The sequence below is a fragment of the Eikenella sp. NML03-A-027 genome (genome assembly GCF_001648395.1).
GTDB lineage: Bacteria > Pseudomonadota > Gammaproteobacteria > Burkholderiales > Neisseriaceae > Eikenella > Eikenella exigua.
In genome coordinates, this window is record NZ_LXSM01000003.1 from 79,771 (window position 1) to 103,019 (window position 23,249).

A 23,249-nucleotide genomic window follows, 5' to 3' on the forward strand; every position below is an offset into this window, starting at 1 on the left:
CAAGTTTAAAGCAGAACAAGGCGGTGGGCCGCAGATAGTGAGAGCAGCACAGCAGGGTGAGCCAACGCAGTATTGGTTTTGATTCATCCGCTATCAAAAAGGTTTCAGCTAGCCCGATCAGGCAACAGGAAGGCTACCTGAAAATTCAAAATTGTTTGATTATATTGAAGATATTTCTTTCAGGTGGCCTCATGCAGTCGAAACTTTAAGCTCCGGCTTATTTTTTCTCTTTCTCCGGCCGCATCCAGCCGGAAATAGTGGTTTGACGAGCGCGGGTGAGGGTGAGTTCGCCTTCGGGGCAGTTGCGGGTGAGCGTGCTGCCGGCTCCGGTGGTGGCACGGTGGCCGATGGTGAGCGGGGCGACCAGCATATTGCCGGAGCCGATGCGCACTTCGTCGCCGATAACGGTTTGGTGTTTATGCACGCCGTCGTAGTTGCAGGTAATGGTGCCGGCGCCGATGTTGCTGCGGCAGCCGATTTGCGCGTCGCCGAGGTAGGTGAGGTGGTTGGCTTTGCTGCCGCGGCCGATAGTGCTGTTTTTCACTTCCACGAAGTTGCCGATGTGCACTTCGTCGGCCAAATCGGCATTGGGGCGTAGGCGGGCGAAGGGGCCGATGCGGGCGCTGCTGCCGATGCGGCAGTTTTCGAGGTGCGAGAAGGGCTCGATAACTGTGTTGTCGCCGATGACAGCGTTTTTAATCACGCAGTTGGCGCCGATGGATACGTTGTTGCCGAATTGGTTTTCGCCTTCCAGCACCACGTTCACATCAATCACCACGTCTTGGCCGTGCTGAAGGCTGCCGCGCAGGTCGAAGCGGGCCGGGTCGCGCAGGGTGAGGCCGGCTTGGAGCAGGCTTTGCGTCTGTTCGCGTTGGAAGATGCGCTCGAGTTCGGCGAGCTGGATTTTATTGTTCACCCCGGCGGCAAGGTGGGAGGAGGCTACCTGAACGGGATGCACGGCCACGCCGTCGGCGCGGGCAAGGGCGATGACGTCGGTGAGGTAGTATTCGCCTTGGGCGTTGTTGCTGGAGAGGCTGCCCAGCCAGCGGGCGAGGTGGGCGTTAGGCAAAACAAAAATGCCGGTGTTGGTTTCGCGGATGGCTTTTTGCTCGGGCGTGGCGTCTTTTTCTTCCACAATGGCCGCTACTTGGCCGTTGGCCTCGCGGATGATGCGGCCCAGCCCGAAGGGGTTGGGCGGAATGTCGGTGAGCAGACCGATTTCGCTGCCAGCGGCTTGTAGCAAATCTTCCAGGGTGGCGCGGTTAATCAGCGGCACGTCGCCGTAGAGCACGAGAGTGCGGCCGATGTTGCCGAGGTGCGGTAGGGCGGTTTGCGCGGCATGGCCGGTGCCGAGCTGTTCGGTTTGCTCCACCCAGCGGATACCTTCGCGCTGTACTTGCTCGCGCACCTGCTCCTTGCCGTGGCCGATCACCACGTTGATGCTTTGTGGGCTGAGGCTTTGCGCGGTATCGATAACGCGCTCGAGCATAGTTTGGCCGCCGATGCGGTGCAGCACTTTGGGCAGGGCGGAATACATGCGCGTGCCTTTGCCGGCGGCGAGGATGACGATATGGAGGGGCTGGTGCATGGGTGGGCCTTCTTGAAACGATTTCTTGGGAGTGATGGTTTTCAGGTAGCCTGCTGGGGGCTACCTGAAAAAGGAGGATTCAAACTGCATACATTAATGGCTGCTTGGTGCTTCGGGCACGCTGTCGCCACTCCAGGTGGTGCGCGGCACGCTGTGTTGGTGTTGCTCGCGGGTAACAGGCACGGGCACGGGGCGGTATTCGTTGTAGCGTTGGTCGCGGGCGAAGGTGCCGTCTTGGTATACCACGGGCGTGCCGGGGGCATAACGCTGGCGCAGGCCGGTTTTGCCTTGTTGGTCTTGGTAGGTTTCCCAAGTGCAGGCGGAAAGGGCGATGAGGGCGAGCAGTAGAACGGCTGGGCGCATGGCTTTATCCTTTTTCTGTTGTGAGACGAGTGTTGCTTTTGGTGCCAATTATAACGCGAACAGCCGGGGCTGGCTGTTGGTTTTTAGGCTTTGAGGGAGGTAGGGAGTTGGGGATAGCTGTGTGTCCGTTGAGTTTTCAGGTAGCCTTTGGTCGGCGTGGGGTGGTTGCCGGTGTTGAGGCTACCTGAAAGATTGGTCAGTATATCGGCTTAATGGTAGAGTAGCGGGAGGCAATCGTGCCGTTCAAGCAATGGGAGAAAATCATGAAGCGTTTGGGTTTGATGCTGGTGGCCATTTGTGCGGTGATGAGTGGGGCATATGCTGCTCCAGCATGGGACACGGGCTATGCGTATGGGGCAAACCATTGTTATGGTTTCCACGCACCAGCAGGCTGGACGCAGGATAACCGGTTGCTGGCCGATAAGGGCGTGCCGATGGTGTTTTTGCCGCAAGATGGCAAGTTGCGTGCGGCGCGGGTGATGATTTATGCGGGCAGCATCGGCCGCAAGCCGAACGAGAACTTTACTACAGCCGTACGCGGGCAGGTGAATGATGTGGTGGCGCAATATGCCCAATCGAATGAGCGCATACGGCCGGCCATGCTGCGCCGTATCCGTGCACGCGACGGGGTGAGCGGCGAGCTGTGGCGGTTTACCGGCTACAGCAACGGCGGGCAGGAGCTGGTGGCTTATCTGCCGGGCAGCCGTTCGGTGAATTATTTTGTGGCGCAAATCCCCGCGCAGGCAGATGCGGCGGCTGTGGAAACCGCTATGCTGGCTTTGGCTGCCAGCTACCACGAGCGGCCGTCGTGCCCGCCGTGCCGTGGCGAAGGATGTGCATCGGAGTGATGATGTAATAAGCCAAAGGCTACCTGAAAACGAGCTTTGTGAGCTTTCAGGTAGCCTTTTGCTTTGTCTGGCATAAATTCTAATCGCTGCTTTCGCTGTGCGGTTTGAGCCGGTAGGCGCAGACGATGGTGAGGATGCCTACGGCCAGGGCGAGGCTCATGCTCAGGTGGATGCCGTTGAGCATGGCCTGCTGTGGGCTGCTGCCGCTGGAGAGGCGCTCGCCGATGTTGGTCGTGCCCACGAAGAAGGCTGCGCCGATGGCGCCAGCGATGGGGTTGATGGTGGTGATGATGGCGACGCCGTACGGGTTGAGGTGTTTGGGCAGGGCGTTGAGGCCGTGGGTTTCGCCGGTGATGCAGGCGGATACGGATACGGCCATTAGGGCAAACATGGCGGAGAGGGCGGTGGTTTGGGTGTCGATTTTCAGGTAGCCCCACAATACGGCCAGGGCGACGGTGAGCATAATGGTGGCAGGCAGCACCACGAAGCGGCCGCCTTTTTTATCCAGCAGTTTGCCAAACAGTGGAGCGGCCAAGGCTTGTGCGATGCTCGCAGGCATGAGGATGAGGCCGGTGGCGGTGCCGGAGAGCAGCAGCACTTGCTGGGTGTAGATGGGAATCATCAGCTCGAGGCCGAGGAAGAGGAAGCCGGCACAGGCGAGGATGGCGAGGCAGAGGCTGAATTGGCGGTATTGCAGAGCACGCAGGTTTAAGAGTGGTGTGGCGATGTGGAATTGGCGGCGTACAAACCAGCCGATGAGCACCACCGAGCCGGCCAACAGCAGCACGAATTCGGCCAGGGGCAGGCTGGCGAAGTTGCTGCAGGCATACACCAGGCCGCCGAAGCCGCCGATGGAGAGCAGGGCGGAGGGGATGTCGATTTTTGGGCGGGTGATGGGGCTGAGGTTGACACTGAGGTATTTGCCCACGAGGAACATGGCCACGAGCATAAACGGCGCGGTGGCGGCGAAGAGCACGCGCCAGTGGGTGTGGTCGATGATGATGCCGGAGAGAGTGGGGCCGAGCGCGGGGGCGGCGGTAAACATCATGGTGATTACGCCCATGGCCGTGCCGCGCCGGTTGGGTGGGAAAATGTTGAGGATGCCGTTAAACAGCAGCGGCACGAAGAAGGCGGCGGATATGGCCTGCACCATGCGCCCGGCCAGCAACACGCCGAAATTGGGCGCGAGGGCGCAAATCAGCGAACTGGCGAGGAAGGTGGCTTGGGTGATGAGCACCATTTTGCGGGTTTCAAACCATTGGATGACGCTGGCGGTAATCGGCGTGAATGCGCCCATCACCAGGAGAAAACCGGTGGTGAGCCATTGGGCGGTGGTTTTGTCGATGTGGAAATCGCGCATGATGGGCGTGAGCGCCACGTTGAGCAGGGTGTCGTTCAGGTAGCCGAAGAAGGCGCCGATAAAGAGCGTGGCCACGATGGTTTTAGCGGGGAAGCCGGGGCGGTCGGCAAAATATTCGTGTTGGGTATCGGCAGAATCGGTGTGTTGCATGAGGTGTTCTTTCTTGTTATTCGATTATGGCAAAGAGGCTACCTGAAAGCGTGAGCTTCGACCGGGCTACACAGGCTACCTGAAAACCAGTATTGGAATGCAAGAGCCAGATTTTACATGATTTCGCCAGCCAGAGCCTGCAGCTCGCACATATCGCGGGCGATATGATCGGCACAGGGCTGCGGTTGGGCACGGCTGCCAAACCACACCGTGCGCATCCTCAAAGCTTTGGCCGCTTGCAGATTGGCCGGGCTGTCGTCCACCAGCACGCATTGCTGCGGCGGCACGGCCAGCGCGGCGCACACCATATGGAAGGCTTGCGGCTGCGGCTTGTAGTGCAGGGCAAGGTTGTCCACGCCGAACAGGGCTTCAAAATGGCTGCCCAGCCGCATGGCTTCGATTAGGGCGCGCACATAAAACGCAGGGCCGTTGGAAAACACGGCTTTGCGGCCGGGTAGGGCGGCGAGCGCGGTATCGATGTGCGGCATCGGCTGCAAGGTGGCGATGAGTTCGGGCAGATGGTGGCTTTGGCACAGGAATTCGGCGGGGCAAACCTGAGGATGGTGCTGCTGCAAACCGCCGAGCGTGGCGCCGTAGAGTTGCCAATAGTGCTCGCGCAAATCGGAGGCTTCGGGCAGGCTCAGGCTCAGTTCGCGTGCCATGAATTCGGTCATGCGGCGGTTGATGAGGCGGAAAATGCCCGCATCGGCGCGGTGCAGGGTGTCGTCTAGGTCGAACAGCCAAACGGGCTGGGAGGGCGGCATGAGGCTACCTGAAAAATAAAAAACCGAATTATATAGCTGCTTCAAATGAGCATTCTACTGCTTTGCCCGCCTTGCCATACTTGCCGCTGCGGCCTGCTGCCATGCCCAATTTGAATTGATGCGGCTCACACTCCCGCCATCGGGGCGGTTTGCTGCTATAATCCCACTGATTTTCACAACCAATTATCATTCAGGAGATTGCTATGGCTCTGGTATCCATGCGCCAGCTTTTAGACCACGCCGCCGAACACGGCTACGGCCTGCCCGCTTTTAATGTGAACAACTTGGAGCAGATGCGCGCCATCATGGAAGCGGCCGACCAAGTGAACGCGCCCGTTATCGTGCAGGCTTCCGCCGGCGCGCGCAAATATGCCGGCGCCCCCTTCTTGCGCCACCTGATTTTGGCGGCGGTGGAAGAGTTTCCGCATATTCCCGTGGTGATGCACCAAGACCACGGCGCTTCGCCCGATGTGTGTCAGCGCTCTATCCAGCTGGGCTTCTCCTCCGTAATGATGGACGGCTCGCTCCTGGCCGACGGCAAAACCCCGTCTTCCTACGAATACAACGTGGACGTTACCCGCACCGTGGTGAACTTCTCCCATGCCTGCGGCGTGTCGGTTGAAGGCGAAATCGGCGTGTTGGGCAACTTGGAAACCGGCGAAGCTGGCGAAGAAGACGGCGTGGGCGCAGCGGGCAAATTGAGCCACGACCAAATGCTCACCAGCGTGGAAGATGCCGTGCGCTTCGTGAACGACACCGGTGTGGATGCGTTGGCGATTGCCGTGGGCACCAGCCATGGTGCTTATAAATTTACCCGTCCGCCCACAGGCGACGTATTGCGCATCGACCGTATCAAAGAAATCCATGCCGCCCTGCCGAACACGCATATCGTGATGCACGGCTCCAGCTCGGTGCCGCAGGAATGGCTGAAAGTGATTAACGAGCACGGCGGCGGCATCGGCGAAACCTACGGCGTACCGGTGGAAGAAATTGTGGAAGGCATCAAACACGGCGTGCGCAAAGTGAATATCGACACTGACCTGCGCTTGGCCAGCACAGGGGCAATCCGCAAATTCTTAGCCGAAAACCCTGCCGAATTCGACCCGCGCAAATACCTGGCCAAAACCATCGAAGCCATGAAAGGCATCTGCCTGGCCCGTTATCAGGCCTTCGGCTGCGAAGGCATGGCCAGCAAAATCAAACCGATTTCGCTAGAAAAAATGGCCACCCGTTATGCCAAAGGCGAGCTGAACCAAGTGGTGGCGAAGTAATATAGTGAATGCAATTTAAATCGAGGAAAGGCGGCGAGCCGCAGGCAGTACGCGCGTACAGTCAGACGAGCCAACGCGGTATCGGTTTAAATGTAATCTGCTATAACTTGATTTGAATGATGTAACAGGCTACCTGAAAATATGTTCAGGTAGCCTGTTTGTTTGGGGCAAGAGGCTACCTGAAAAAGCAGCAGAGCAGCTCCAATGCAGTTTCAGGTAGCCTTCTCCGTTGCCCACCATGAATTTCCCCGCCTCATCCGCTATAATCCGCATAAATTAATCACATCAATTTCTATCTATGAACCCACCCGCTTCCGTGGGCATCGTTACCCCGCAAACCATTGCATTCGAACAGCCCTTTGCCCTGCAAAATGGCGATACGCTGCCCCGTTTTGATTTGATTACCGAAACCTACGGCACACTCAACGCCGATAAATCCAACGCCATCCTGATTTGCCATGCCCTGTCCGGCACGCACCACGTGGCCGGCCGCCACCATCCGGACGACGAACACTCCGGTTGGTGAGGCAACATGGTCGGCCACAATAAACCGGTGGATACCAAGCTTTTTTGTGGTCGGGCCCAATAACCTGGGCAGCAGCGGCCCGTTGAGCATCAACCCCGCCACAGGCAAACCTTACGGCTCGGATTCTCCGATGGTTATCGTAAAAGACCGGGTGCGCTCGCAAGCCATGCTGGCCGACCATTTCGGCATCAAGGGGCGGCAGTCTCGGCAGTATACAGACCTTGCAATGGGCAACCGACTTCCCCGAACGTGTGCGTCACGTGCCGGTGATTGCCTCTGCGCCTAAATTGTCCACCCAAAACATCGTGTTTAACGACATGGCCCGCCAGGCCATCCTCACCGATCCCGACTTCCACGAAGGCCACTACTCCAGTCGCCAAGCCGTGCCCCGGCGCGGCCTGAAGATTGCCCGCATGATGGGGCACATCACTTATCTGGCTGAAGACGGGCTGGGCAAAAAATTCGGCCGTCAGATGAGGAGCGGTAAGCTGCAATACGGCTACAGCATTGAATTTGAGGTGGAAAGCTACCTGCGCTACCAGGGCGACAAATTCGCTGACCGCTTCAATGTCAACACTTACCTGCTTATGACCAAGGCGCTGGACTATTTCGACCCCGCCGCCGATTTCGACTACTGGCACAACCGTTTTCAGGTAACCTTCGGTGGGCACATATGCTTGTGAGCAAGGATATGTTTTAGTGATTGGTACGACACGCCGAACATCCATTGGTGCATCCTGGGCTATTTCGATCACCTGTGCGCGAGAAACCGCATCCACGTACTGGAACGCGCGGTGACAGTTGGCAGCCAGCGTATTTCCTCCCTGCCGAACCTGTTGGGTGGTTTGGTGTCTTATCGCGAGGGTCAAATGATATATTTGGTTTTATAATTCAGCCTGTTGCCTATATTAACGGGGAGATTGTTTAAACATACCTAATTCGCCATTTGTTTGATTTAAGTCAAATATATCGCGCCCACAGGCAATGGTATCGCCTGTGGGCAAAACGTATAATCAAGTTAAATTTTTTAGACATTTTGTAATGTCAAGGGGGAAAGCAGTATGTTGCGCAATTTTTCAGACAAATTTTTCGGCAACGACGACAAGGGTGACTTCGAGCTGCAATGCCTGATGATGATTATCGAAGACCCGGCACGCCGCCAATGGGCGGTGCGTTTGAAAATCACCAAAAAATACGATGTTAGCAACGCCCGCACCATATTGTTGGAAAAATTCGAAAAAGGGTTTGAAAAAGAACATGATGCCCAGTTGTTTGTGTTGGACGAGCTGGATGAGTTTCCGATATTCCGTGTTAAGGTGTTGGAAGGTTTCCGACAGTAATTGAGTTGTTGATTTATACAAAAGGCTACCTGAAAGCTGGATTAGGCTTTCAGGTAGCCTTTTTAGGAATGTTGAGCAAGTAGGTGAATTTTATCTTCGTGAGGGCAGGTAATACCAGGCTACCTGAAACACTGTAGCAGCTGAGTTTGCACCCATCAGCTGTACCAGTTGAGGCTACCTGAAAATGGTGCTGTCTTGGCAAAACGCATTCGGCTCCGTATAATTCGCACTTTCTACGGCGGGTCTCCCCGCATGCAGGTTTGGGACAAGGGGTCAGGTGCGGAAGCAAGCAGCCCACCCTGAATTCAGCAGTGCCGGGGCTCTGGCTCGCCACCTCATATAAAAACCGCCCCGGTGTAATACCGGAGCGGTTTTGCTATATATGGCTGAATAGCTGAAGCTATTTCAGCAAGAGCTTATTTGTAAAAACGCTCAATAGAATGAATTTTAAACGCGCTTACTTGGCATTTGTCGGCCACGAATTTTTTAAATTCGGCCTGGTTCAGATAGCGCACTTCCTCGCGTGGCAGCTGCAACAAGACCTGGCGGTTTTGGTTGCTGTTGATGGCATCAGCAATGGTTACAACGTAGTTGGTGGTTTTTTTTGTCATAATTTACTCTCTTTAAAGCTGTTATTTTCTAGTGCAAACAGAATTTTTATTATCTGATAGATTGCTTTTGTAAAAATGGTAAATTATCTATTCTGATTGTGCAAGGTTCAGGAGGGTAAAGATATGCAGGGCTATGTAAATGCAGTAATGTCGGTAGGCGGCCTCAGAGGTTTACCACTTTTTTGTGGATAGTTCATCGGTCAGCTGTTGCAGAAGCTGTAAGCGGTTGGCACGGATATGGCCGGCTTCTGCAGTGGCTTTGATCGCGCAGCCAGGTTCTTGGCGGTGGCTGCAGTTGTGGAACCGGCATTGGCCGATGAAGTCGCGCATATCGGGGAAATAGTGGGGCAGGGAGGCTACCTGAAGATGGTGCAGGCCGAATTCCTGCAGGCCGGGGGAATCGATGATGTGGGCGGTTTCGTTTAGGTCGTAGAGCTGGGCGTGGGTGGTGGTGTGTTTGCCGGAGTCGAGGGCGCTGGAGATTTCGTTGGTGTGGGCGATGCTTTGGCCGAGCAGGGCATTAATCAGGGTAGATTTGCCCATACCGCTTTGGCCAAGCAGGATGCTGGTGTGCCCATTCAACACTGGCAGCAGGGCGGCGGCATCTTGCATGGCGCTAACGGGCAGCACGGGGTAGCCCAGGCCTTCATAAAACTCTAGTTTGCTGCGCCATTGTCCTGTTTCCGGCAAATCGGTTTTGTTCAACACAATCACTGCGCCGATATCGGCTGCTTCTGCCGCCAGCAGGGCGCGTTGTAGTAGCAGCTCGCTGGGTGTAGGCACAGCAGCCAGCACAATCAGCAGTTGACTCACATTAGCGGCAATCAGCTTGGTTTTCCAAGCATCTTGGCGGAAGAGCAGGCTGCGGCGCGGCAGGAAATCTTCAATCACCGCTTGCTCGGCATTCAGCGGCGTGATGTGTACTTGGTCGCCGCAGGCGAAGTCTACCCGCTTTTTGCGGGTGGTGGCCTCGAAGGTGTGACCGCCGGTGGTGCGTACAATAAAGCGGCGGCCGTAGCTGGTAATGATTTGGGCGGTGTCGGTCATGGCAGTGTGCCGGGTGGGAAAGTGTCATCATAGCAAGGATTGGCATGCTGATGCCAATTTGCCTGCTGTGCCGGGCAGAATGGCTATATAATCCAGCTTTATTTATCCCGATCAATAGGGAATCGCCACACCATGACTACCACGCCGCTTCTCGATACCATCGACTACCCGCAGGATTTGCGCCGTTTGCGTGAAGACCAGTTGCCGCAGCTGGCTGCTGAATTGCGTACCTTTCTGCTCGACAGCATCAGCAAAACCGGTGGCCATTTTGCCAGTAATCTGGGCGCGGTGGAGCTGGCTGTGGCATTGCATTATGTGTACGACACGCCTAACGACCACTTAATTTGGGATGTGGGCCACCAAAGCTACCCGCATAAAGTGCTCACCGGCCGCCGCAACCGCATGCACACCATGCGCCAATACGGCGGTTTGGCCGGGTTTCCTAAGCGCAGCGAATCGGAATACGATGATTTCGGCGTTGGCCATTCTTCCACTTCCATCGGTGCGGCATTGGGTATGGCGGTGGCCGATAAACTTTCAGGTAGCCCCAACCGTAGCGTGGCTGTTATCGGCGACGGAGCGATGACCGCTGGCCAAGCTTTTGAAGCGTTGAACAATGCGGGCGATATGGATACCGATTTGCTGGTTATCCTCAACGACAACGAAATGTCGATTTCCCCCAACGTGGGTGCCTTCCCCAAATACCTTGCCGGCAGCCAGGCCAAAGACTGGCGCGACACCCTGCGCAGCATCAAACACAAATCCGAAAAAGTGCTCGACAAACTGCCCGGTGCGCTGCACATCGCGCAGAAAGTGGAGCAGCGGCTGAAAAGCGTGCTCGACGGCTCGCGCATCCGCCCCGATTCCCTGTTCGACAACTTCGGCTTCACCTACACCGGCCCAGTGGATGGCCATGATGTGCGGCAACTGGTGGCTGTGCTCAAAGATATGAAACAGCGCAAAGGCCCGCAGCTTTTGCATGTGCTCACGCAAAAAGGGCAGGGTTACAAACTGGCTGAAAACGATCCGGTCGGTTTTCACGCCGTGGGCAAATTTAATCCCGACCAAGGCCCGGTGAGCGGCGGCGGCGCCCCGTTGAGCTACACCCAGATTTTCGGCCAATGGATATGCGATCAAGCCGCTGCAGATGGCAAATTGGTCGCCATTACTCCTGCCATGCGTGAAGGCAGCGGATTGGTGGAGTTTGAGCGACGCTTTCCCGACCGCTATTTCGATGTCGGTATTGCCGAGCAGCATGCCGTTACCTTTGCTGCCGGCCTAGCCTGTGGCAGCATAAAACCCGTGGTGGCGATTTACTCCACCTTCCTGCAGCGAGCCTACGACCAACTGGTGCATGACGTGGCATTGCAAAACCTGCCGGTATTGTTTGCTATCGACCGTGCCGGTATGGTTGGTGCCGACGGCCCCACCCATGCCGGCGCCTATGATCTGAGCTTCCTGCGCTGCATTCCGAATATGGTGCTGGCTGCCCCCAGCAGCGGCGAAGAATGTCGCTTGCTGCTTTCCACCTGCTACGTGCTGGATTGCCCCACTGCCGTGCGCTACCCGCGCGGCGCCAGCGGCAGCACGGCAATCGGTAGCAGCTTGGATACCGTGCCGGTAGGCAAAGGCGTGGTGCGGCGGCAGGGCAGGGGAACTGCTGTGTTGGCTTTCGGCAGTATGGTGCAGCCCGCGTTGCAGGCAGCGGAACAGCTGGATTTAACTGTGGCCGATATGCGCTTTGTGAAACCGCTGGACGAAGAATTGATTGCCGATTTGGCTGCCACCCATCAGCAGCTAGTGTGCATTGAAGAAAACGCCGTGCAAGGCGGAGCCGGCAGCGCGGTGTTGGAGGTGCTGGCCAAACAAGGCTGCCGCTTGCCCGTGTTGCTACTGGGCATCGAAGACATCGTTACTGGCCACGGCGACCCGACTATCCTGCTGGACGACCTGGGTTTGAGTGCTGAGAAACTGACAGCACGGATTGAAACATTTGCATAATTAGTTGGCTGAGTACAGCTGAGAGCAGCTATTGTGATGGGATGAATCATAAAATGATGGTAAAAAGGCTACCTGAAAATTTCAGGTAGCCTTTAATTGCGGTTGAACAAAAAGGGTTGTAATGTATTGGTTATTGCCAAAGCACTTTACTTCCTACTATGTTGGCTTACCTTGTTGTATTCCTGTATTGTTTGTGATTAGCCATCTTGTATCAGTTTCAGTAATTCCGATAAAGCAATAGCAGATAATTGTAGCAGATACAATACATAAAACATAAATAAGAAGAACTTAACTTTGGAAACAAAGTTAAGTTCTAAAGTCATTATTTTTTGTTATTCCAAAGCCCAAAATTAACTGAACTCTTGAAATCTTGGCACGCCGTACTTTCCGTACTACGAACTCAGAAAATGCACATCCATCTCCCCGAAATCTTTCACACCAAGAAATCTAACTCTCGCTTTTGGCGATAATCTTGTAAATCTGTGAAGGGTGAATCCTCTCTCCCAAATTTTCAGTAGCCTTTTTAGCTATCTTTGTCATTCCAACCCCATCATTATTTTTGTGCAGCATCACAATATGCCGATTCCTCAAATAACGGCGATAGGATTTAAAGGCGCGGATTTTTACCATAATCCCGCCCCAGTCCGTCCGCAAATGCTCGTCGTTGTCCAAAATTTCCCACATCTTTAAAAAATTATCTACGCCGATGGTGGCGGCCACTTTTAGCAGGGTCGGATTCAGCCCGATTTGGTGCAGGTCTTTTAGCCGCGGGTCGATTTTTTCGGCAGCATAATCCGATTTTTCAAGTTCACAAAACCTGTAGGTATCTAGGTACCCACCCCCCTGGGCGGGAGGCTGCGAGGTGTCTTGCCGAGCCCCCACCCCTGCTGACCGTGCAGTTCCGTGGCTATGACTTCGCTTTTCTGTCGGTTTCATCTTCGTTTTGTCCTTGTGTTGCTGTGGCTGAACTTCGCTCTTTGGTGTTATGCGAAGTGTTGAGTTGTAGGAATCAGTTTGTTTTAGCCCGTTCTTAGGGTCAGTTTGTGGAACTGCTGGAAACACCGTCTATCATAGATTGGTGGCAAGAAAGTGGTTCAGCCACTATGAGTTGTAGGAATCAAAAGAGACCTAAAAGAGGCTTCTATGGACGTGGTAATTTCCCGAGCAGTTCTGTAACTGGCGTTTTAATTTTTGCCAGAGGATTACCGCGGTCAACATCACCTGTCAGCTTCCGGGTGGCGAGGTGGGTGTAAATCTGGGTGCTGCGTGGGTCACTGTGCCCGAGCAGTTGCTGGCGGACGCCATCCTGCACGTCGCTCTCGGCCAGCTCGGTGCCGTACAGGTGGCGCAGGGCGTGTGGGTGCAACTGGTTGGCTGGGATGCCGGCACGCAGGCCGAGGCGGCGAATCATGGCATGCAGGCCGCGGGTGGTGAAGCGGCGGCGCTCGCCGTGGTATTGGTGTTCGGGGCAATGGCGGTTGTTGGTGGTCACGAACAGCACCCGGTCGCCGTCCGGCAGGCTGCGGTCGATACTTTTCAGCTCGTCATGCTCCAGATAAATACGCAGCAGCAGGTCGGCTTCGCGCGGCACAGGCAGCAGGCGCTCTTTGCTGCCCTTTTCCAGTGTGCGCAGGCACAGGCGCGGCTCGCGGTCGATGATCTGGGTCTGCAGGTTGCTCTCGTTCAAGCCAACCACCCCAGCCACGCGCAAGCCGCAGCCGAGCAGCACGGAGATGATGGCCGCATCCCGCACGCCGGTGAAGGTCTCTAAATCCGGCGCCCAGATCAGCTTTTCGGCATTATCGAGCGTGAGGAAAGTAGGCAGCTTGCGCCCGGTTTCCGGGTAGTCGAGATTTTCCGCTGGGTTGGCGGGGATGCGGTGCACCACACTGTGCAGCCAGCGGTAAAACTCACGCAGGCAGGCAATGTATGGTCGGCGGCTGATGGGTCTGAGCTTGCTGCGGTGCAGATACGGGCCGGTGAACACCAACAAGTCGTCGGCACTGACACTTTCAGGCAGCTTGCCGTCGAGCCAAGTGTCGAAACGCTGCAGAATGTCGCGGTAGGCGGCAATGGTGCGGTCGGCTTTACCTTGGTTTTCGGCTTTGAATAATAAGAAGGCTTCGTAGACGGTTTGCATACTGTTTCGGGGAACCACTAGCAAAAACGGCCGTGATTCCGTGGATAAAGGAAAGATTACAGATAATATTATATTTAATCAGCAGCTTACAATCTACGGAAATCCACAAAAAACCCGTGGATGCACCAACAATTCCGTGGACTATTTTTTAAGCAACCCTATTTTCCGTGGACACACCATTTCCTATTTTCTCCGCTCTTTATCTCTTTATCTTTTTGAAAAAATTAAAATAAATAATGATAAACGGGCAAAACGGCGCAAAACCCATCCACATACAAAATGTCGAAACTGTGGAATATAGAAGCGAAACTGTGGATTAAAAAGCAAAACTGTGGAAGCTGATTTACAATAAATCAATCAGTTAAGTGAAAACAAGGCGAAAATCCACAAGTTTTTTTTGAAACTGCGCCAATCTTTTGGCGGTAACGGCCTTTTTAGCCTGTTTTTTATGCAACAGCCCGCCAAAGCCGAAAAAGCCGAATGTAAAGAATGGTAGGAAAAGCGAAGTCATACCCTAAAAAAGAAGCGCCCGGGCTTCGGGCGCATTTGGAAGGAAGTTACCAATTACAGATGGCTAGCTCGCGGCTGGCCTTCCCCGTCTTTTCCCGGCTGATTGAATAAGCCAGTTCCAGCTCTATAGTACGGAAACCGGCAAACAGCGCGCGGATGTCGGGATGGTCGTTAATTGACAGCAGCAGGCGGCCCTGCATGGTGCGCATACGCGCAGCCAGCGCCTCATAGTCTTGCCAAGAGAACGAAGATTCGTAATCAGCCGCCTGCCAATACGGCGGATCGGCATAAAAGAAGGTGTGCGGTCGGTCATATCGGGTCAAACAGTCCTGCCACCGCTCATGCTCGATATACACCCCGCCCAGCCGTTTCTGAGCCGCCTGAATCTTATGGCGCACATTGGCCGCATTAAACGCGCGGTCGGTGGTGGCCGTGCCAAAATGCTGCTTGTGGGTTTTCCCGCCGAAAGCCGTGTGCTGCAGGAAGAAAAAGCGCGCAGCCCGCTGAATATCCGTCAGGCAGCCTGCCGGCGTAGCCTGACAAAGTGCAAAAGTATCCCGTGCCGTGAGCACACAGTCGAACTGGCGCACAAACTCATCGAAATGATGCTGCACCACCCGGTACAGGTTCACCAGCTCGCCGTTGATGTCATTCAACACCTCCGTGCGTGCTGGCTCCGGGCGCAGAAAGAACAAGGCTGCCCCGCCGGCGAAAAGCTCGACGTAGCAGCTATGTTCGGGAAATAAAGGCAGCAGCTGTTTGGCCAGCCGCCGTTTACCACCCATCCAAGGAATCAGGGGCAGCGGTTTATACGATAAAACGCCCATAAAGCGTCCTTTCATAAAAAATGACGCTCACGGGCGTTCTGGTTAATTGAATGCAGCGAGGAAACCGCAGCGGGTGCATTTAATCTGCACCACCGCCTTGCCCTGGCTGCAGCGGGCCAATAATTTACCACAGCGCGGGCAGCGGAGTTCGCGCACAAGTCTATACTGCATTGGCGTGATTCCTTCTATTGGGTTAGAATCAGGCCGCCTGATCGGGTGGCGGCCACGGGCTGATGCAGGCTCGCTCTGCTGAGGCTGGCGGAAGGCGTGTTCGCGCACACCAACCGCCGCCGTCTTATTCGTGATGGCTCTTTAAGTGAATATTCTCCTTTCATGCGTTTATTTTCTGTAACATTGCAATTTCGCGTCCGCTATCCAGCGGGCGCGTTTTGCTTGTCCGGCTGCCGGCAGTGCCTGATAGCGCGAACAGGCCGGATGGCGCTGCGGCAGGTAGTTCCACGGCTCGCCCAGGGCGCAGGGCGCCATATCATGGCGCAGCATCGGCGTAGGGCGATCCACTTTATCCGAGCCTTTTTCATAAGTGCACCAATGCAGGCAGGATAGGCAGCTGCTCATTCCCCCAACCCCTTTACCTGTGGGCCTATAGGCAGCGGCATCCAATAGTCGGGATCAAAGCTCACTTCCACCATGTCCCAGTCATTATCATATTCCATATAAAAGAATTTCTTCCCGTTAAACTGGCAGATCCTCGCTTCACAACCGGCAGCACTGACTAAATAATCGCCTTCTTTTTCAGGCAGCCTGTATTTCACACCAATCCAGCTCCAATCTTTCAATCCATCGGCCACACCGGCCAAATAAGCATGGTTGCATTCATGTGCCGTCCGTTCCGCCTGCTCACTCCACGCCTTCCATGCAGTCTCCATCACGTCATTCAAAGCATCCGGCTCATATTTAACCAGCGCATTGAACCATATTTCAAAAACTTGGCGCGCCAAGCTGGGTATTTCCTGTTTTGCTGCATCTCTTTGAGGTTTATTTTCCATTTTCAAGGAGCCTCCTTCATGAAAGTAAACCAATGCGTCTGTGTTTGGTTTCGTTTGTGTTTCATGGTGGTATGCCCAAACAGCGGCTGTTGGTCGGTCAAAGCCAATATCTCTTTCACGGGGATTTGGTTTTCGTTCCATTTGAAAATCAGCACGCCACCGTCTTCCAACACGCGGAAACATTCGGCGAAGGCGCGGTGCAGGTCTTCGCGCCAGTCCGATCCAAGCGTACCGTATTTTTTGGCCAACCATGATTTCCGCCCGGCATGGACAAGGTGAGGTGGGTCGAGCACCACTAGCTTAAACTGACCGTCCGGGAACGGCAGCGCAGTAAAGTCGAGCTGCACGTCCGGGCGGATTTCCAAATGGCGGAGATACTGGCGGTCTTTGAGCAGATGGGTTTCGGCGCGGGCGTCACCGAACAGGCAGCGTTGGTCTTGCTTGTTAAACCACATCATGCGGCTGCCGCAGCAGGGATCTAGGATAGATGGCATTTCAGGTAGCCTCTGATTCCGCGGCGGCCTGCTCCTGCATGGCGGCATCGATATTCGCCCGCAGGCAGGGCTTTAGTTGGACGGTGTTGCCTAGTGTGATATCGATATCGTCTTGTGCGGCTAGCCAGTCGATGCGCTCGGTGTCTGGATGGGGGATGGGTTGCAGCCGGTTGGTTAGGTAGTCGTAGGTACGGCCGTCCTCTCCCGCTACAGTACAGCTTGATAGGAAGCTGCGCAGGAAAACAAACTGCTTGCCGTCTGCATCTTGTACACGGTCGCCGAATTTGAATTGATTCATCGGAATACTCCTTTTAAGCAGTTTTAATAAAAGCATCAAGGTTGACCAGCGCCACGCCGAACAGGCGGCGGAAGTCGGCCACGCGTGCGGCGGCCTGGCCGGCCACGCTTTTCAGTTGGTCGATGGCCTGCAGGTAGATTTGTTTGTGCCGGCGGGCGGCGGTGAGCGTCCACGGCCGCGCGAAATCCACCTCAGCCCACAGTAGGTTGTGCAGCTGGTGCAGCATGATCAGGCAGTTTTTCTTCAATTCCGCCTGTCCGGCGCCGGCCTGCTCGGCAGCGGCCTTCAGTGTGCCGCCGGCAAGCAACTGTTTCAGCGCGGCGGCGGTGTAGTCCGGCAGGGCGATGATGACGGCGATACAGGCCAGCTGGCCGCAGGCGGCGGCGTGGTCGTTGCATTCCACCAGCAGGGTGGCACTGGTATGCTCCATTTCGCGGTCGAAGCTGTTTACCAGCGCACTCAACCACGGGAAGCGGCGTGGCCCGTCTTGGGGGCTGGCTTCCAGCTCCTGCTGCGCCTTATCGGCGGCATCTTTGTATTTCGGACGCTCCTGCAGTAGGCACATGGTGCGGATGTGGTCGAGGAAGTGTTGGAAGTAGCGCACCCCGTCCACATCGTGCGCCTGTTTGAGCTGCAACAGATACAGATGCAGCTTGATGCGCGAATCGAGCAGGGCGGTTTCAGGCAGCTTTTGCGGGTTTTTCAGCAAGAGCAGGCGGTTTTGCGCGTGCGGCTGGCGCAAGGTACGGGCTGGCGCGCCCGGTTTGCGCGCGGCCTGCCGTTCGGCTTGGCGGCGTTGCAGGCGGTTCATGACTGTCCCTCCTCCAGCAGTTCGGCGTCTTCAAATTTGATGATGCTGCGGAAGGTGTCGTCTTCTGGCTGCTCGTCGCGTTTTACCAGATAGCGGGCTGGCTCGTATGCGTACAGGGCGGTGATGGTGGCGGTTACTCTTTCAAACCCATATGGAACCCGCACGCGGCTGCCGATCGGGAATGGCGGCTGGATTTGATGCTCTTCCGCCCATTTTTTTTCTTCGCGTAGCAGGAAGCGGTCAATATAAATGTGGTAATCCTCCAATTCCTCCACTATATCCGACGTGATGTCCCAGCCAGCGTGGTACTCTAGGTGTTTGGCCAGCTCATAGCCGTCCCAATATTCGTCGCCGCACATGGCGAGGTCATCAGCAGCGCGATTAAACGCGGCTTCATCATCCGTATCCGGTCGTAGTTTGGGGCTGTTTTTCAGCAGCTCGCAAGCGGCCTGCAGTTTGATTTCGTAATTCACGCTGGGGCGTGGTGGGTTGTATGTGATTTTCATATTGCTTTTTCCTGTGTTAAATAGCGGGTTTTAATTCGGTTCGACTTGGCCTTCGTATTCCGTGTTTTCTACAATTTCGAATTCTTTGTCATATATTTCCCTAATCCACGATGACTTAAGCAAAATGCCGCGTGAACCATCTAGCGGGATATAGCCCTCTGCCTTATTGAAAGATTCGACTAAATCATCATGCCACCAGTCTTCGCCTATCGTGTTGTAGAAACAGTAGTTGGCTAGTTTCTGCAGCCACGCCTGCAGGTGTACCTCAAACGGTGCATCGGCACTTGGGCAGCCGTGCCAAAATAAACTCATACCAATGATGTTTTTCCTTACGTCCGGCATATCGAAATCAATCGCTACTTCGATTTTGCATAAATCACCTGATTCGCCGCCCAAACAGACTTTAAAAAGCTGTTTGCCGGTGGTTTTTAATTCGCTTGCTTGCATTCTTTCTATCTCCAAATAAAGCCTGAATCCTTCAGGCGCGGTGGCGGCTAAATACCGTCTTTCATGGCCGGTTCCCACGGGGTGGCATACAGGCCGAGTTTTTCCAGTTTGGCCAGCGAGATGCCGGTCAGGTGGGCGGTGCGTTTGCCTTGTATCGAGCGCTCCACGTCTTCCAATCCCGGCACCACCACGCCGCTGGCCATCAGCTGGCGTTTGAAAATGCGCCCGGTTTTGATGGGCAGGTGGTTGAACTTGTCGCGCAGGTGGTTGGCGGTGCCGATGTGGTCCATCACGTGGTTGGGGCGCAGGAACAGCACCCAGCCGTGCTGGTGGTCGCGCTCCCATAAGAAGGGGTGGTCGTAGCGTTTGGCGTCCAGCTCGGAGAGCAGGATTTCCATAATCCACACCCACGGCAGGCGGGTGCCGTCGGTGTCCATCAGGTGGCTGTTCATTTCGGCGATGGTGTCTTCGATGAAGCCGCCCTGTTCTTGGGCGAAATCGGCATAGTCGGACAGCAAAGCCCAGGCAGTCAGCACCGCGGCGTAGTTTTCCTGCATACGGCGCGCGGTGGCGTCGGTGCTGTCGCCGCTGGCGCGGGCGGCGCAGTAGTCCGTCCATTTGCCGTGCAGGTTGCGGATGGTTTCCGGGTCGACCGAAGCGAGGTATTGCAGCCATTGCCACACCGGGAACTGCGGCAGCTTGTGCGGGATGATTTTGCCCTGCTTGGCCACGCTCAATGTGCTGCGGCAGGTTTTCGACTGCAGGCTCTCCACGTCCACCTCTTCGCCGGCCAGCAACACCGGGCTGCACATCAGATAGGGCGTGAGCGCGGCGCCAACGCGGGTGAATTCGAAGCGGTAGGTGGATTGCAGCAGGCCGTCGATGTCGGAGAGTGCGGATTTCGGCAGTTTGGAATATTCGTCCCAGCCCACCGGGTGCGAGGTGTAGGACACCGAAGCACGGCGGCGGTGGTCGGTTTTCAGCATCTGGCCGGAGAGCACCTGAAACGCCAGCGAAGCCTGCAGGCTTTCCAGCAGTTTGGATTTGCCAGAACCTTTCTCGGCCTGCATCTGGAAGTGTGGATAGAAGCCGAGCACCGCTTTCAGGTGGCAGCCCAACGCCCAAACCAGCGCAATGGCGGCGGCGTTTTCTTTGAAGGTCTCTTGATAGGCTTCCACCACCATGCGGGCGTGCTGCTGCGAGCCGCGCGGGAATACCATGTTGTGGTACAGGCACTGTTTGGCCGGTTCGGTGAAAAAGGTGTCCTGCCCTTCCATTGCCGCCAGATGCCCGTCTCGCCACGCCAGCCCCACAAAATTCACCACGTCGCGCGCCGCCAAGTCGGCACTGCGTTCCATGATGGTCAGCATGCGGGTGAACTGCGCCGGCTTCCACACCGGGCCGAGCCGTTTCCACCAGTCGAGGTTGTAGAGTTTTTCACTCTGGATGACTTCGCGGGTGAGCGTGATGCGGCGCGGTTGCTGTACCGATATGCAATACACCTCTTCCGGCTGGGTGTCGGTGCTGCCGTTGATGGTGGCAAGGTGGCCTTGGATGTTCAGGCGGCTGGTGGCGGCCAGCCGGAAGCCGCACAGATCGCCCAGCGTCTCGCTGCGCTTTTCTTCACCGGTGTCTTCGTCGGTGCTGGTTTTGAATTCGTCCACAAACTGGGTGAAGTCGTCGCTGATGCGGTAGCGCCAATACACGTTCCAGTCTTGCGCCGGCAGCATGATGCGGCGGCGGCCCTTGCCTTTTTCCACTTGATGCGCCGGCAGGCTGGGCATACCGGCAATCAACCAGCCGTCGAGCCGTTTCAGGCGTTTCAGCAGCTCCTCCGCGCCGTGCCGCTGCAGCACGTCGTTGATGTCTTCGCCTTCCTCCCAATCAATCATATCCACCATACGCGCGGCCACATCGGCGGCGGTCAGCGCGTCGTAGAGCCGGTAGGCGGCATCCATGCCGGGGCGTTTGCCGGTTTTCGGGTTCACGGCGTCGGTGTGGTCCAGCGCAATCAGCGCCCGTTTACCGCGCAGCAGCGACCAATCGATGTTGTCCACATTGGCCACGCCACGGATGGCCATCGCCGCCACACGCGGATGATGGGCAAAGGCGGTCTCCACCGATAAGGCATTGATGGGTGATTCCACGATGTATACCGTACCGGCGGCAGCCAACCGGCGCGGGTCGCTGGTCCAGTAGTGGCCGCTTTTTTCGCCCTGGCATTGGGTTTTCACATTGCCGTTGAGCTCGGCGTCGGCATAGCGCAAATCCACTGCCACACACACGCCGTTGCGGTCGTACACCATGAAGGCGGCGGCGGGGCCGCCGTAGCCGGGCGAACCGGCGGCGACTTTGGGCGATGTCCAGGTATTCCAACCGGCGGTGCGGCGGCTGATGGCTGCCTGAATCACGTCTTGGGCAATCCCGCGGCCGGCGAGGTAATCGAACAGCGGCTCGGGCATGGCCAGGCATTTCTGCGCAATGAAACCGGCCTTGGTCAGCTGGCGCGGTGTTTGGTTTTCCGGCGCCGGTTTGGGCAGTCCGAACCAGTTACCGAGCAGGGTGGCGGCACTCATCGGATCGTTGGCGAAGCCGCCGTAGATTAAGAGGTCGATGGTGCTGCCGCCTTCGTTGGTGGCATGGTCTTTCCAGCCTTGGCCGTATTTGCCCTGCTTGTGCAGGCTCAGGCTGTGGTGTTTGTCCGGGCGGTTGGGGGAGCGGTAGTTGCCGTGGCTGCCGTCGCGCTCCAGCCCCATTTTCTCGGCCACTTGGTGGATGTCGAGCATCTTCAGCTGCTCGAACCACTGGCTCATGGCAGGCGATTGGCTCATGACTGCACCACCTTATGCACATAGTCGTTGCTGATGCCCAATCGCAGCCCGTCCGGCAGGCTGAACACCGTGGCGGCGTACTCCGGCAGCGGTGCGCTGAGGAAACTGCGCTCGGCAATGCCCAGCGAGAGCAGCAGCGGCGGCACAAACAGGTCGGCATCGAATCCGGCCGGGGTGTCGGTCTCCACGTCCAGCACACTCCAAATTTCGTGCCACGGCACGGGGCAAACCAAAGGCAGGTTTTTCAGGCAGCCTGAAATCATAATTTCCGGCACCGCCACCACCATGCCCGGGATGGCGGCCACCACATGGTCGAAGCAGCGGTGCGGTGTGGCAAAACGGGCGAGAATGGGAAGGGGATACATGCTTATTCTTTCGGCAGGAGGTAGATATCGAAGCCGGGGCCGTCGCCCTCTTCGGTGTAGATACGCCGGCAGAGGCCGTCGTTCCGGCTCACCATGCCAACCAGCAGGCTGTGCTTTTTGCACAGATCATCAATACCGATAGCCTGCAGCAATTCGTCATACGTCCAATCGCGGTCTTGTGCCAACACCACCAAGGTTGGCGCATCTTCAATAGCCATAGCTAGATGACACAGCATGTTTTTTTCCGTAAATGCTTGCCGGAGTATGTCCATCACCCAAACCAGCTTCAATGCGGTTGCTACCCTCCTGTTGAGTCGGTTCTGTTGGGCTTGAGCGCACTCCAGAATCTGCCGTGTTAGGTCGCCAAAGTAGGGATGGATGGCGGCGCGGTTCATTTTTCGCCCTCCTGCAAATCCTGCTCGCGCATCCGCTCCGCCCAGGCATCCACCTGCCACAGCGCCGCTTCGTAGCTTTCGGCGTAGAACCATTGGGTGTAATAACAGCCCCACGAATAGATCACGCCGCCGCCAGCACCTCTCTTACTCACCGGCGTTGCGGCCTGCACCAACCAGCCCATCAGGCCGTTTTCGTACAACAGGCTGAACACTTCATCGTGGTCTGGATAAGCACCGTCTTCAATGGCATCGAGCATACCGAGGAAATCTGCCCGCCCGGCCTGTTCTGCCAACATCTGCCGTACCCGCTCTTCAGGGAGCTCATCATCGATAAATTGGGCGAAGTCATCGCAGATGTGTTCGGCCTGTGCCGCGATGTGAATAACGCGTTCGATGCCGTAGCTTTTCTCTTCACTCATCGTGCGGGATAAATCCTGATTGAAAGTAGTGATACCCAGCGCCTCTTCGTCCAGCTCCGGCAAATCAGGCATGGCCTTCAGTTCGTCCAAATAGCATTGCGCTGCGGCCACCGCTTCGGAATAGGTTTCAAATTCTCCGTCTAGCTGTATTCCTCGCAGGAACGGCGCGAAATACGAACTATTGAAATCAAAGCCTCGGCTCATCTGCTGCCCTCCCGGCTCGCCTTTGCGCAGCCACGCCTGCTTTTCCGGCAGGGAGGCGGTTTGAAAGAAACGTTTTTGGGCTTGGTTGAAATACATGGTTTAGTTCTCCGTGTGAGGGGGTGTTGA

At 56.1% G+C, this 23,249-nt stretch carries 27 protein-coding genes, 1 other RNA gene and 1 pseudogene; 7 read left to right on the forward strand and 22 right to left on the reverse strand.

Annotated features, from left to right (window positions below; all coding sequences use genetic code 11):
- Positions 1-217: 217 nt before the first annotated feature.
- Positions 218-1,588, reverse strand: a complete 1,371-nt coding sequence (gene glmU, locus A7P96_RS01095) for a bifunctional UDP-N-acetylglucosamine diphosphorylase/glucosamine-1-phosphate N-acetyltransferase GlmU (RefSeq protein ID WP_067524089.1) — start codon at positions 1,586-1,588, stop codon at positions 218-220.
- Positions 1,589-1,681: 93 nt separating this feature from the next.
- Complete coding sequence (locus A7P96_RS01100; protein WP_067524091.1) at positions 1,682-1,951, reverse strand: hypothetical protein; 270 nt, start codon at positions 1,949-1,951, stop codon at positions 1,682-1,684.
- A gap of 236 nt (positions 1,952-2,187) precedes the next feature.
- Here A7P96_RS01100 and A7P96_RS01105 point away from each other — a divergent pair, with 236 nt between their 5' ends.
- On the forward strand, positions 2,188-2,799 hold the full coding sequence (locus A7P96_RS01105; RefSeq protein WP_156496223.1) for a hypothetical protein: 612 nt from the start codon (positions 2,188-2,190) through the stop codon (positions 2,797-2,799).
- Positions 2,800-2,878: 79 nt separating this feature from the next.
- Here the strand turns inward: A7P96_RS01105 and A7P96_RS01110 are convergent, their stop codons facing one another.
- Both A7P96_RS01110 and A7P96_RS01115 read right to left on the reverse strand, forming a co-directional pair.
- Positions 2,879-4,309 carry an MFS transporter gene (locus A7P96_RS01110; RefSeq protein WP_067524096.1) on the reverse strand — a complete coding sequence of 477 codons (1,431 nt, stop codon included), beginning with the start codon at positions 4,307-4,309 and terminating at the stop codon, positions 2,879-2,881.
- A gap of 113 nt (positions 4,310-4,422) precedes the next feature.
- Positions 4,423-5,073, reverse strand: coding sequence for a pyrimidine 5'-nucleotidase (locus A7P96_RS01115; protein WP_067524099.1), 651 nt, complete (start codon positions 5,071-5,073; stop codon positions 4,423-4,425).
- A 203-nt stretch (positions 5,074-5,276) separates the two neighbouring features.
- On the opposite strand from A7P96_RS01115, the gene fba reads away from it, so the two are divergent.
- Entirely contained in the window at positions 5,277-6,344 is a 1,068-nt protein-coding gene (fba, locus tag A7P96_RS01120) for a class II fructose-bisphosphate aldolase (RefSeq protein WP_067524102.1), read from the forward strand.
- 129 nt (positions 6,345-6,473) lie between these two features.
- Here fba and A7P96_RS10545 read toward each other — a convergent pair whose 3' ends face one another.
- Positions 6,474-6,617 (reverse strand): hypothetical protein, encoded by a 144-nt coding sequence (locus A7P96_RS10545; RefSeq protein ID WP_156496224.1) that lies wholly within the window; start codon positions 6,615-6,617, stop codon positions 6,474-6,476.
- A 25-nt stretch (positions 6,618-6,642) separates the two neighbouring features.
- Between A7P96_RS10545 and A7P96_RS01125 the strand changes: the two are divergent.
- The 4 genes and pseudogenes from A7P96_RS01125 to ffs form a co-directional block, all read left to right on the forward strand.
- Positions 6,643-7,499: pseudogene (locus A7P96_RS01125) on the forward strand (homoserine O-acetyltransferase); the annotation flags it as partial.
- Positions 7,500-7,559: 60 nt separating this feature from the next.
- Positions 7,560-7,760 (forward strand): methionine biosynthesis protein MetW, encoded by a 201-nt coding sequence (locus tag A7P96_RS10095; RefSeq protein WP_082887882.1) that lies wholly within the window; start codon positions 7,560-7,562, stop codon positions 7,758-7,760.
- A 171-nt stretch (positions 7,761-7,931) separates the two neighbouring features.
- The gene (locus A7P96_RS01130) at positions 7,932-8,210 is read left to right on the forward strand and encodes a hypothetical protein (RefSeq protein WP_067440955.1); all 279 of its coding nucleotides are present in this window, start codon (positions 7,932-7,934) and stop codon (positions 8,208-8,210) included.
- A gap of 237 nt (positions 8,211-8,447) precedes the next feature.
- An RNA gene (gene ffs / locus A7P96_RS01135) (signal recognition particle sRNA small type) lies at positions 8,448-8,545 on the forward strand.
- Between the two features lie 81 nt (positions 8,546-8,626).
- On the opposite strand, the gene A7P96_RS01140 is transcribed toward ffs, so the two are convergent.
- The gene (locus tag A7P96_RS01140; RefSeq protein WP_067440952.1) at positions 8,627-8,821 is read right to left on the reverse strand and encodes a hypothetical protein; all 195 of its coding nucleotides are present in this window, start codon (positions 8,819-8,821) and stop codon (positions 8,627-8,629) included.
- Between the two features lie 171 nt (positions 8,822-8,992).
- A complete protein-coding gene (gene rsgA, locus A7P96_RS01145; protein WP_067524104.1) occupies positions 8,993-9,868 on the reverse strand; it encodes a ribosome small subunit-dependent GTPase A in 876 nt (291 codons plus the stop codon).
- 132 nt (positions 9,869-10,000) lie between these two features.
- On the opposite strand from rsgA, the gene dxs reads away from it, so the two are divergent.
- Positions 10,001-11,869 carry a 1-deoxy-D-xylulose-5-phosphate synthase gene (gene dxs / locus A7P96_RS01150; protein ID WP_067524105.1) on the forward strand — a complete coding sequence of 623 codons (1,869 nt, stop codon included), beginning with the start codon at positions 10,001-10,003 and terminating at the stop codon, positions 11,867-11,869.
- 447 nt (positions 11,870-12,316) lie between these two features.
- Here dxs and A7P96_RS01155 read toward each other — a convergent pair whose 3' ends face one another.
- The 15 genes from A7P96_RS01155 to A7P96_RS01220 form a co-directional block, all read right to left on the reverse strand.
- A complete protein-coding gene (locus A7P96_RS01155; protein ID WP_067524107.1) occupies positions 12,317-12,805 on the reverse strand; it encodes a hypothetical protein in 489 nt (162 codons plus the stop codon).
- Between the two features lie 205 nt (positions 12,806-13,010).
- On the reverse strand, positions 13,011-14,009 hold the full coding sequence (locus A7P96_RS01160) for a tyrosine-type recombinase/integrase (protein WP_067440801.1): 999 nt from the start codon (positions 14,007-14,009) through the stop codon (positions 13,011-13,013).
- A gap of 557 nt (positions 14,010-14,566) precedes the next feature.
- A complete protein-coding gene (locus A7P96_RS01165; protein ID WP_067440804.1) occupies positions 14,567-15,346 on the reverse strand; it encodes a DNA adenine methylase in 780 nt (259 codons plus the stop codon).
- Between the two features lie 42 nt (positions 15,347-15,388).
- Complete coding sequence (locus A7P96_RS10550) at positions 15,389-15,517, reverse strand: Com family DNA-binding transcriptional regulator (protein ID WP_156496225.1); 129 nt, start codon at positions 15,515-15,517, stop codon at positions 15,389-15,391.
- 168 nt (positions 15,518-15,685) lie between these two features.
- Positions 15,686-15,922 carry a hypothetical protein gene (locus A7P96_RS01170; protein WP_067524109.1) on the reverse strand — a complete coding sequence of 79 codons (237 nt, stop codon included), beginning with the start codon at positions 15,920-15,922 and terminating at the stop codon, positions 15,686-15,688.
- Complete coding sequence (locus tag A7P96_RS01175; protein ID WP_067440810.1) at positions 15,919-16,353, reverse strand: DUF551 domain-containing protein; 435 nt, start codon at positions 16,351-16,353, stop codon at positions 15,919-15,921. The genes A7P96_RS01170 and A7P96_RS01175 overlap by 4 nt, the downstream gene beginning before the upstream one ends.
- Before the next feature lie 2 nt (positions 16,354-16,355).
- Positions 16,356-16,847 (reverse strand): methyltransferase domain-containing protein, encoded by a 492-nt coding sequence (locus tag A7P96_RS01180; RefSeq protein ID WP_067440813.1) that lies wholly within the window; start codon positions 16,845-16,847, stop codon positions 16,356-16,358.
- A gap of 1 nt (position 16,848) precedes the next feature.
- The gene (locus A7P96_RS01185; protein WP_067524111.1) at positions 16,849-17,145 is read right to left on the reverse strand and encodes a hypothetical protein; all 297 of its coding nucleotides are present in this window, start codon (positions 17,143-17,145) and stop codon (positions 16,849-16,851) included.
- A gap of 13 nt (positions 17,146-17,158) precedes the next feature.
- Positions 17,159-17,956 carry a hypothetical protein gene (locus A7P96_RS01190; protein ID WP_067524113.1) on the reverse strand — a complete coding sequence of 266 codons (798 nt, stop codon included), beginning with the start codon at positions 17,954-17,956 and terminating at the stop codon, positions 17,159-17,161.
- Positions 17,953-18,462, reverse strand: coding sequence for a hypothetical protein (locus tag A7P96_RS01195; RefSeq protein WP_067440822.1), 510 nt, complete (start codon positions 18,460-18,462; stop codon positions 17,953-17,955). The genes A7P96_RS01190 and A7P96_RS01195 overlap by 4 nt, the downstream gene beginning before the upstream one ends.
- A 30-nt stretch (positions 18,463-18,492) precedes the next feature.
- Complete coding sequence (locus A7P96_RS01200; RefSeq protein WP_156496227.1) at positions 18,493-18,987, reverse strand: hypothetical protein; 495 nt, start codon at positions 18,985-18,987, stop codon at positions 18,493-18,495.
- Positions 18,957-21,740 carry a toprim domain-containing protein gene (locus A7P96_RS01205; protein WP_197476427.1) on the reverse strand — a complete coding sequence of 928 codons (2,784 nt, stop codon included), beginning with the start codon at positions 21,738-21,740 and terminating at the stop codon, positions 18,957-18,959. The genes A7P96_RS01200 and A7P96_RS01205 overlap by 31 nt, the downstream gene beginning before the upstream one ends.
- Positions 21,737-22,105, reverse strand: coding sequence for a hypothetical protein (locus A7P96_RS01210; protein WP_064084067.1), 369 nt, complete (start codon positions 22,103-22,105; stop codon positions 21,737-21,739). Before A7P96_RS01210 ends, A7P96_RS01205 begins: the two co-directional genes overlap by 4 nt.
- A 2-nt stretch (positions 22,106-22,107) precedes the next feature.
- A complete protein-coding gene (locus A7P96_RS01215; RefSeq protein ID WP_156496228.1) occupies positions 22,108-22,341 on the reverse strand; it encodes a hypothetical protein in 234 nt (77 codons plus the stop codon).
- Positions 22,342-22,496: 155 nt separating this feature from the next.
- Positions 22,497-23,219, reverse strand: coding sequence for a hypothetical protein (locus A7P96_RS01220; RefSeq protein ID WP_067440830.1), 723 nt, complete (start codon positions 23,217-23,219; stop codon positions 22,497-22,499).
- Positions 23,220-23,249: the final 30 nt, after the last annotated feature.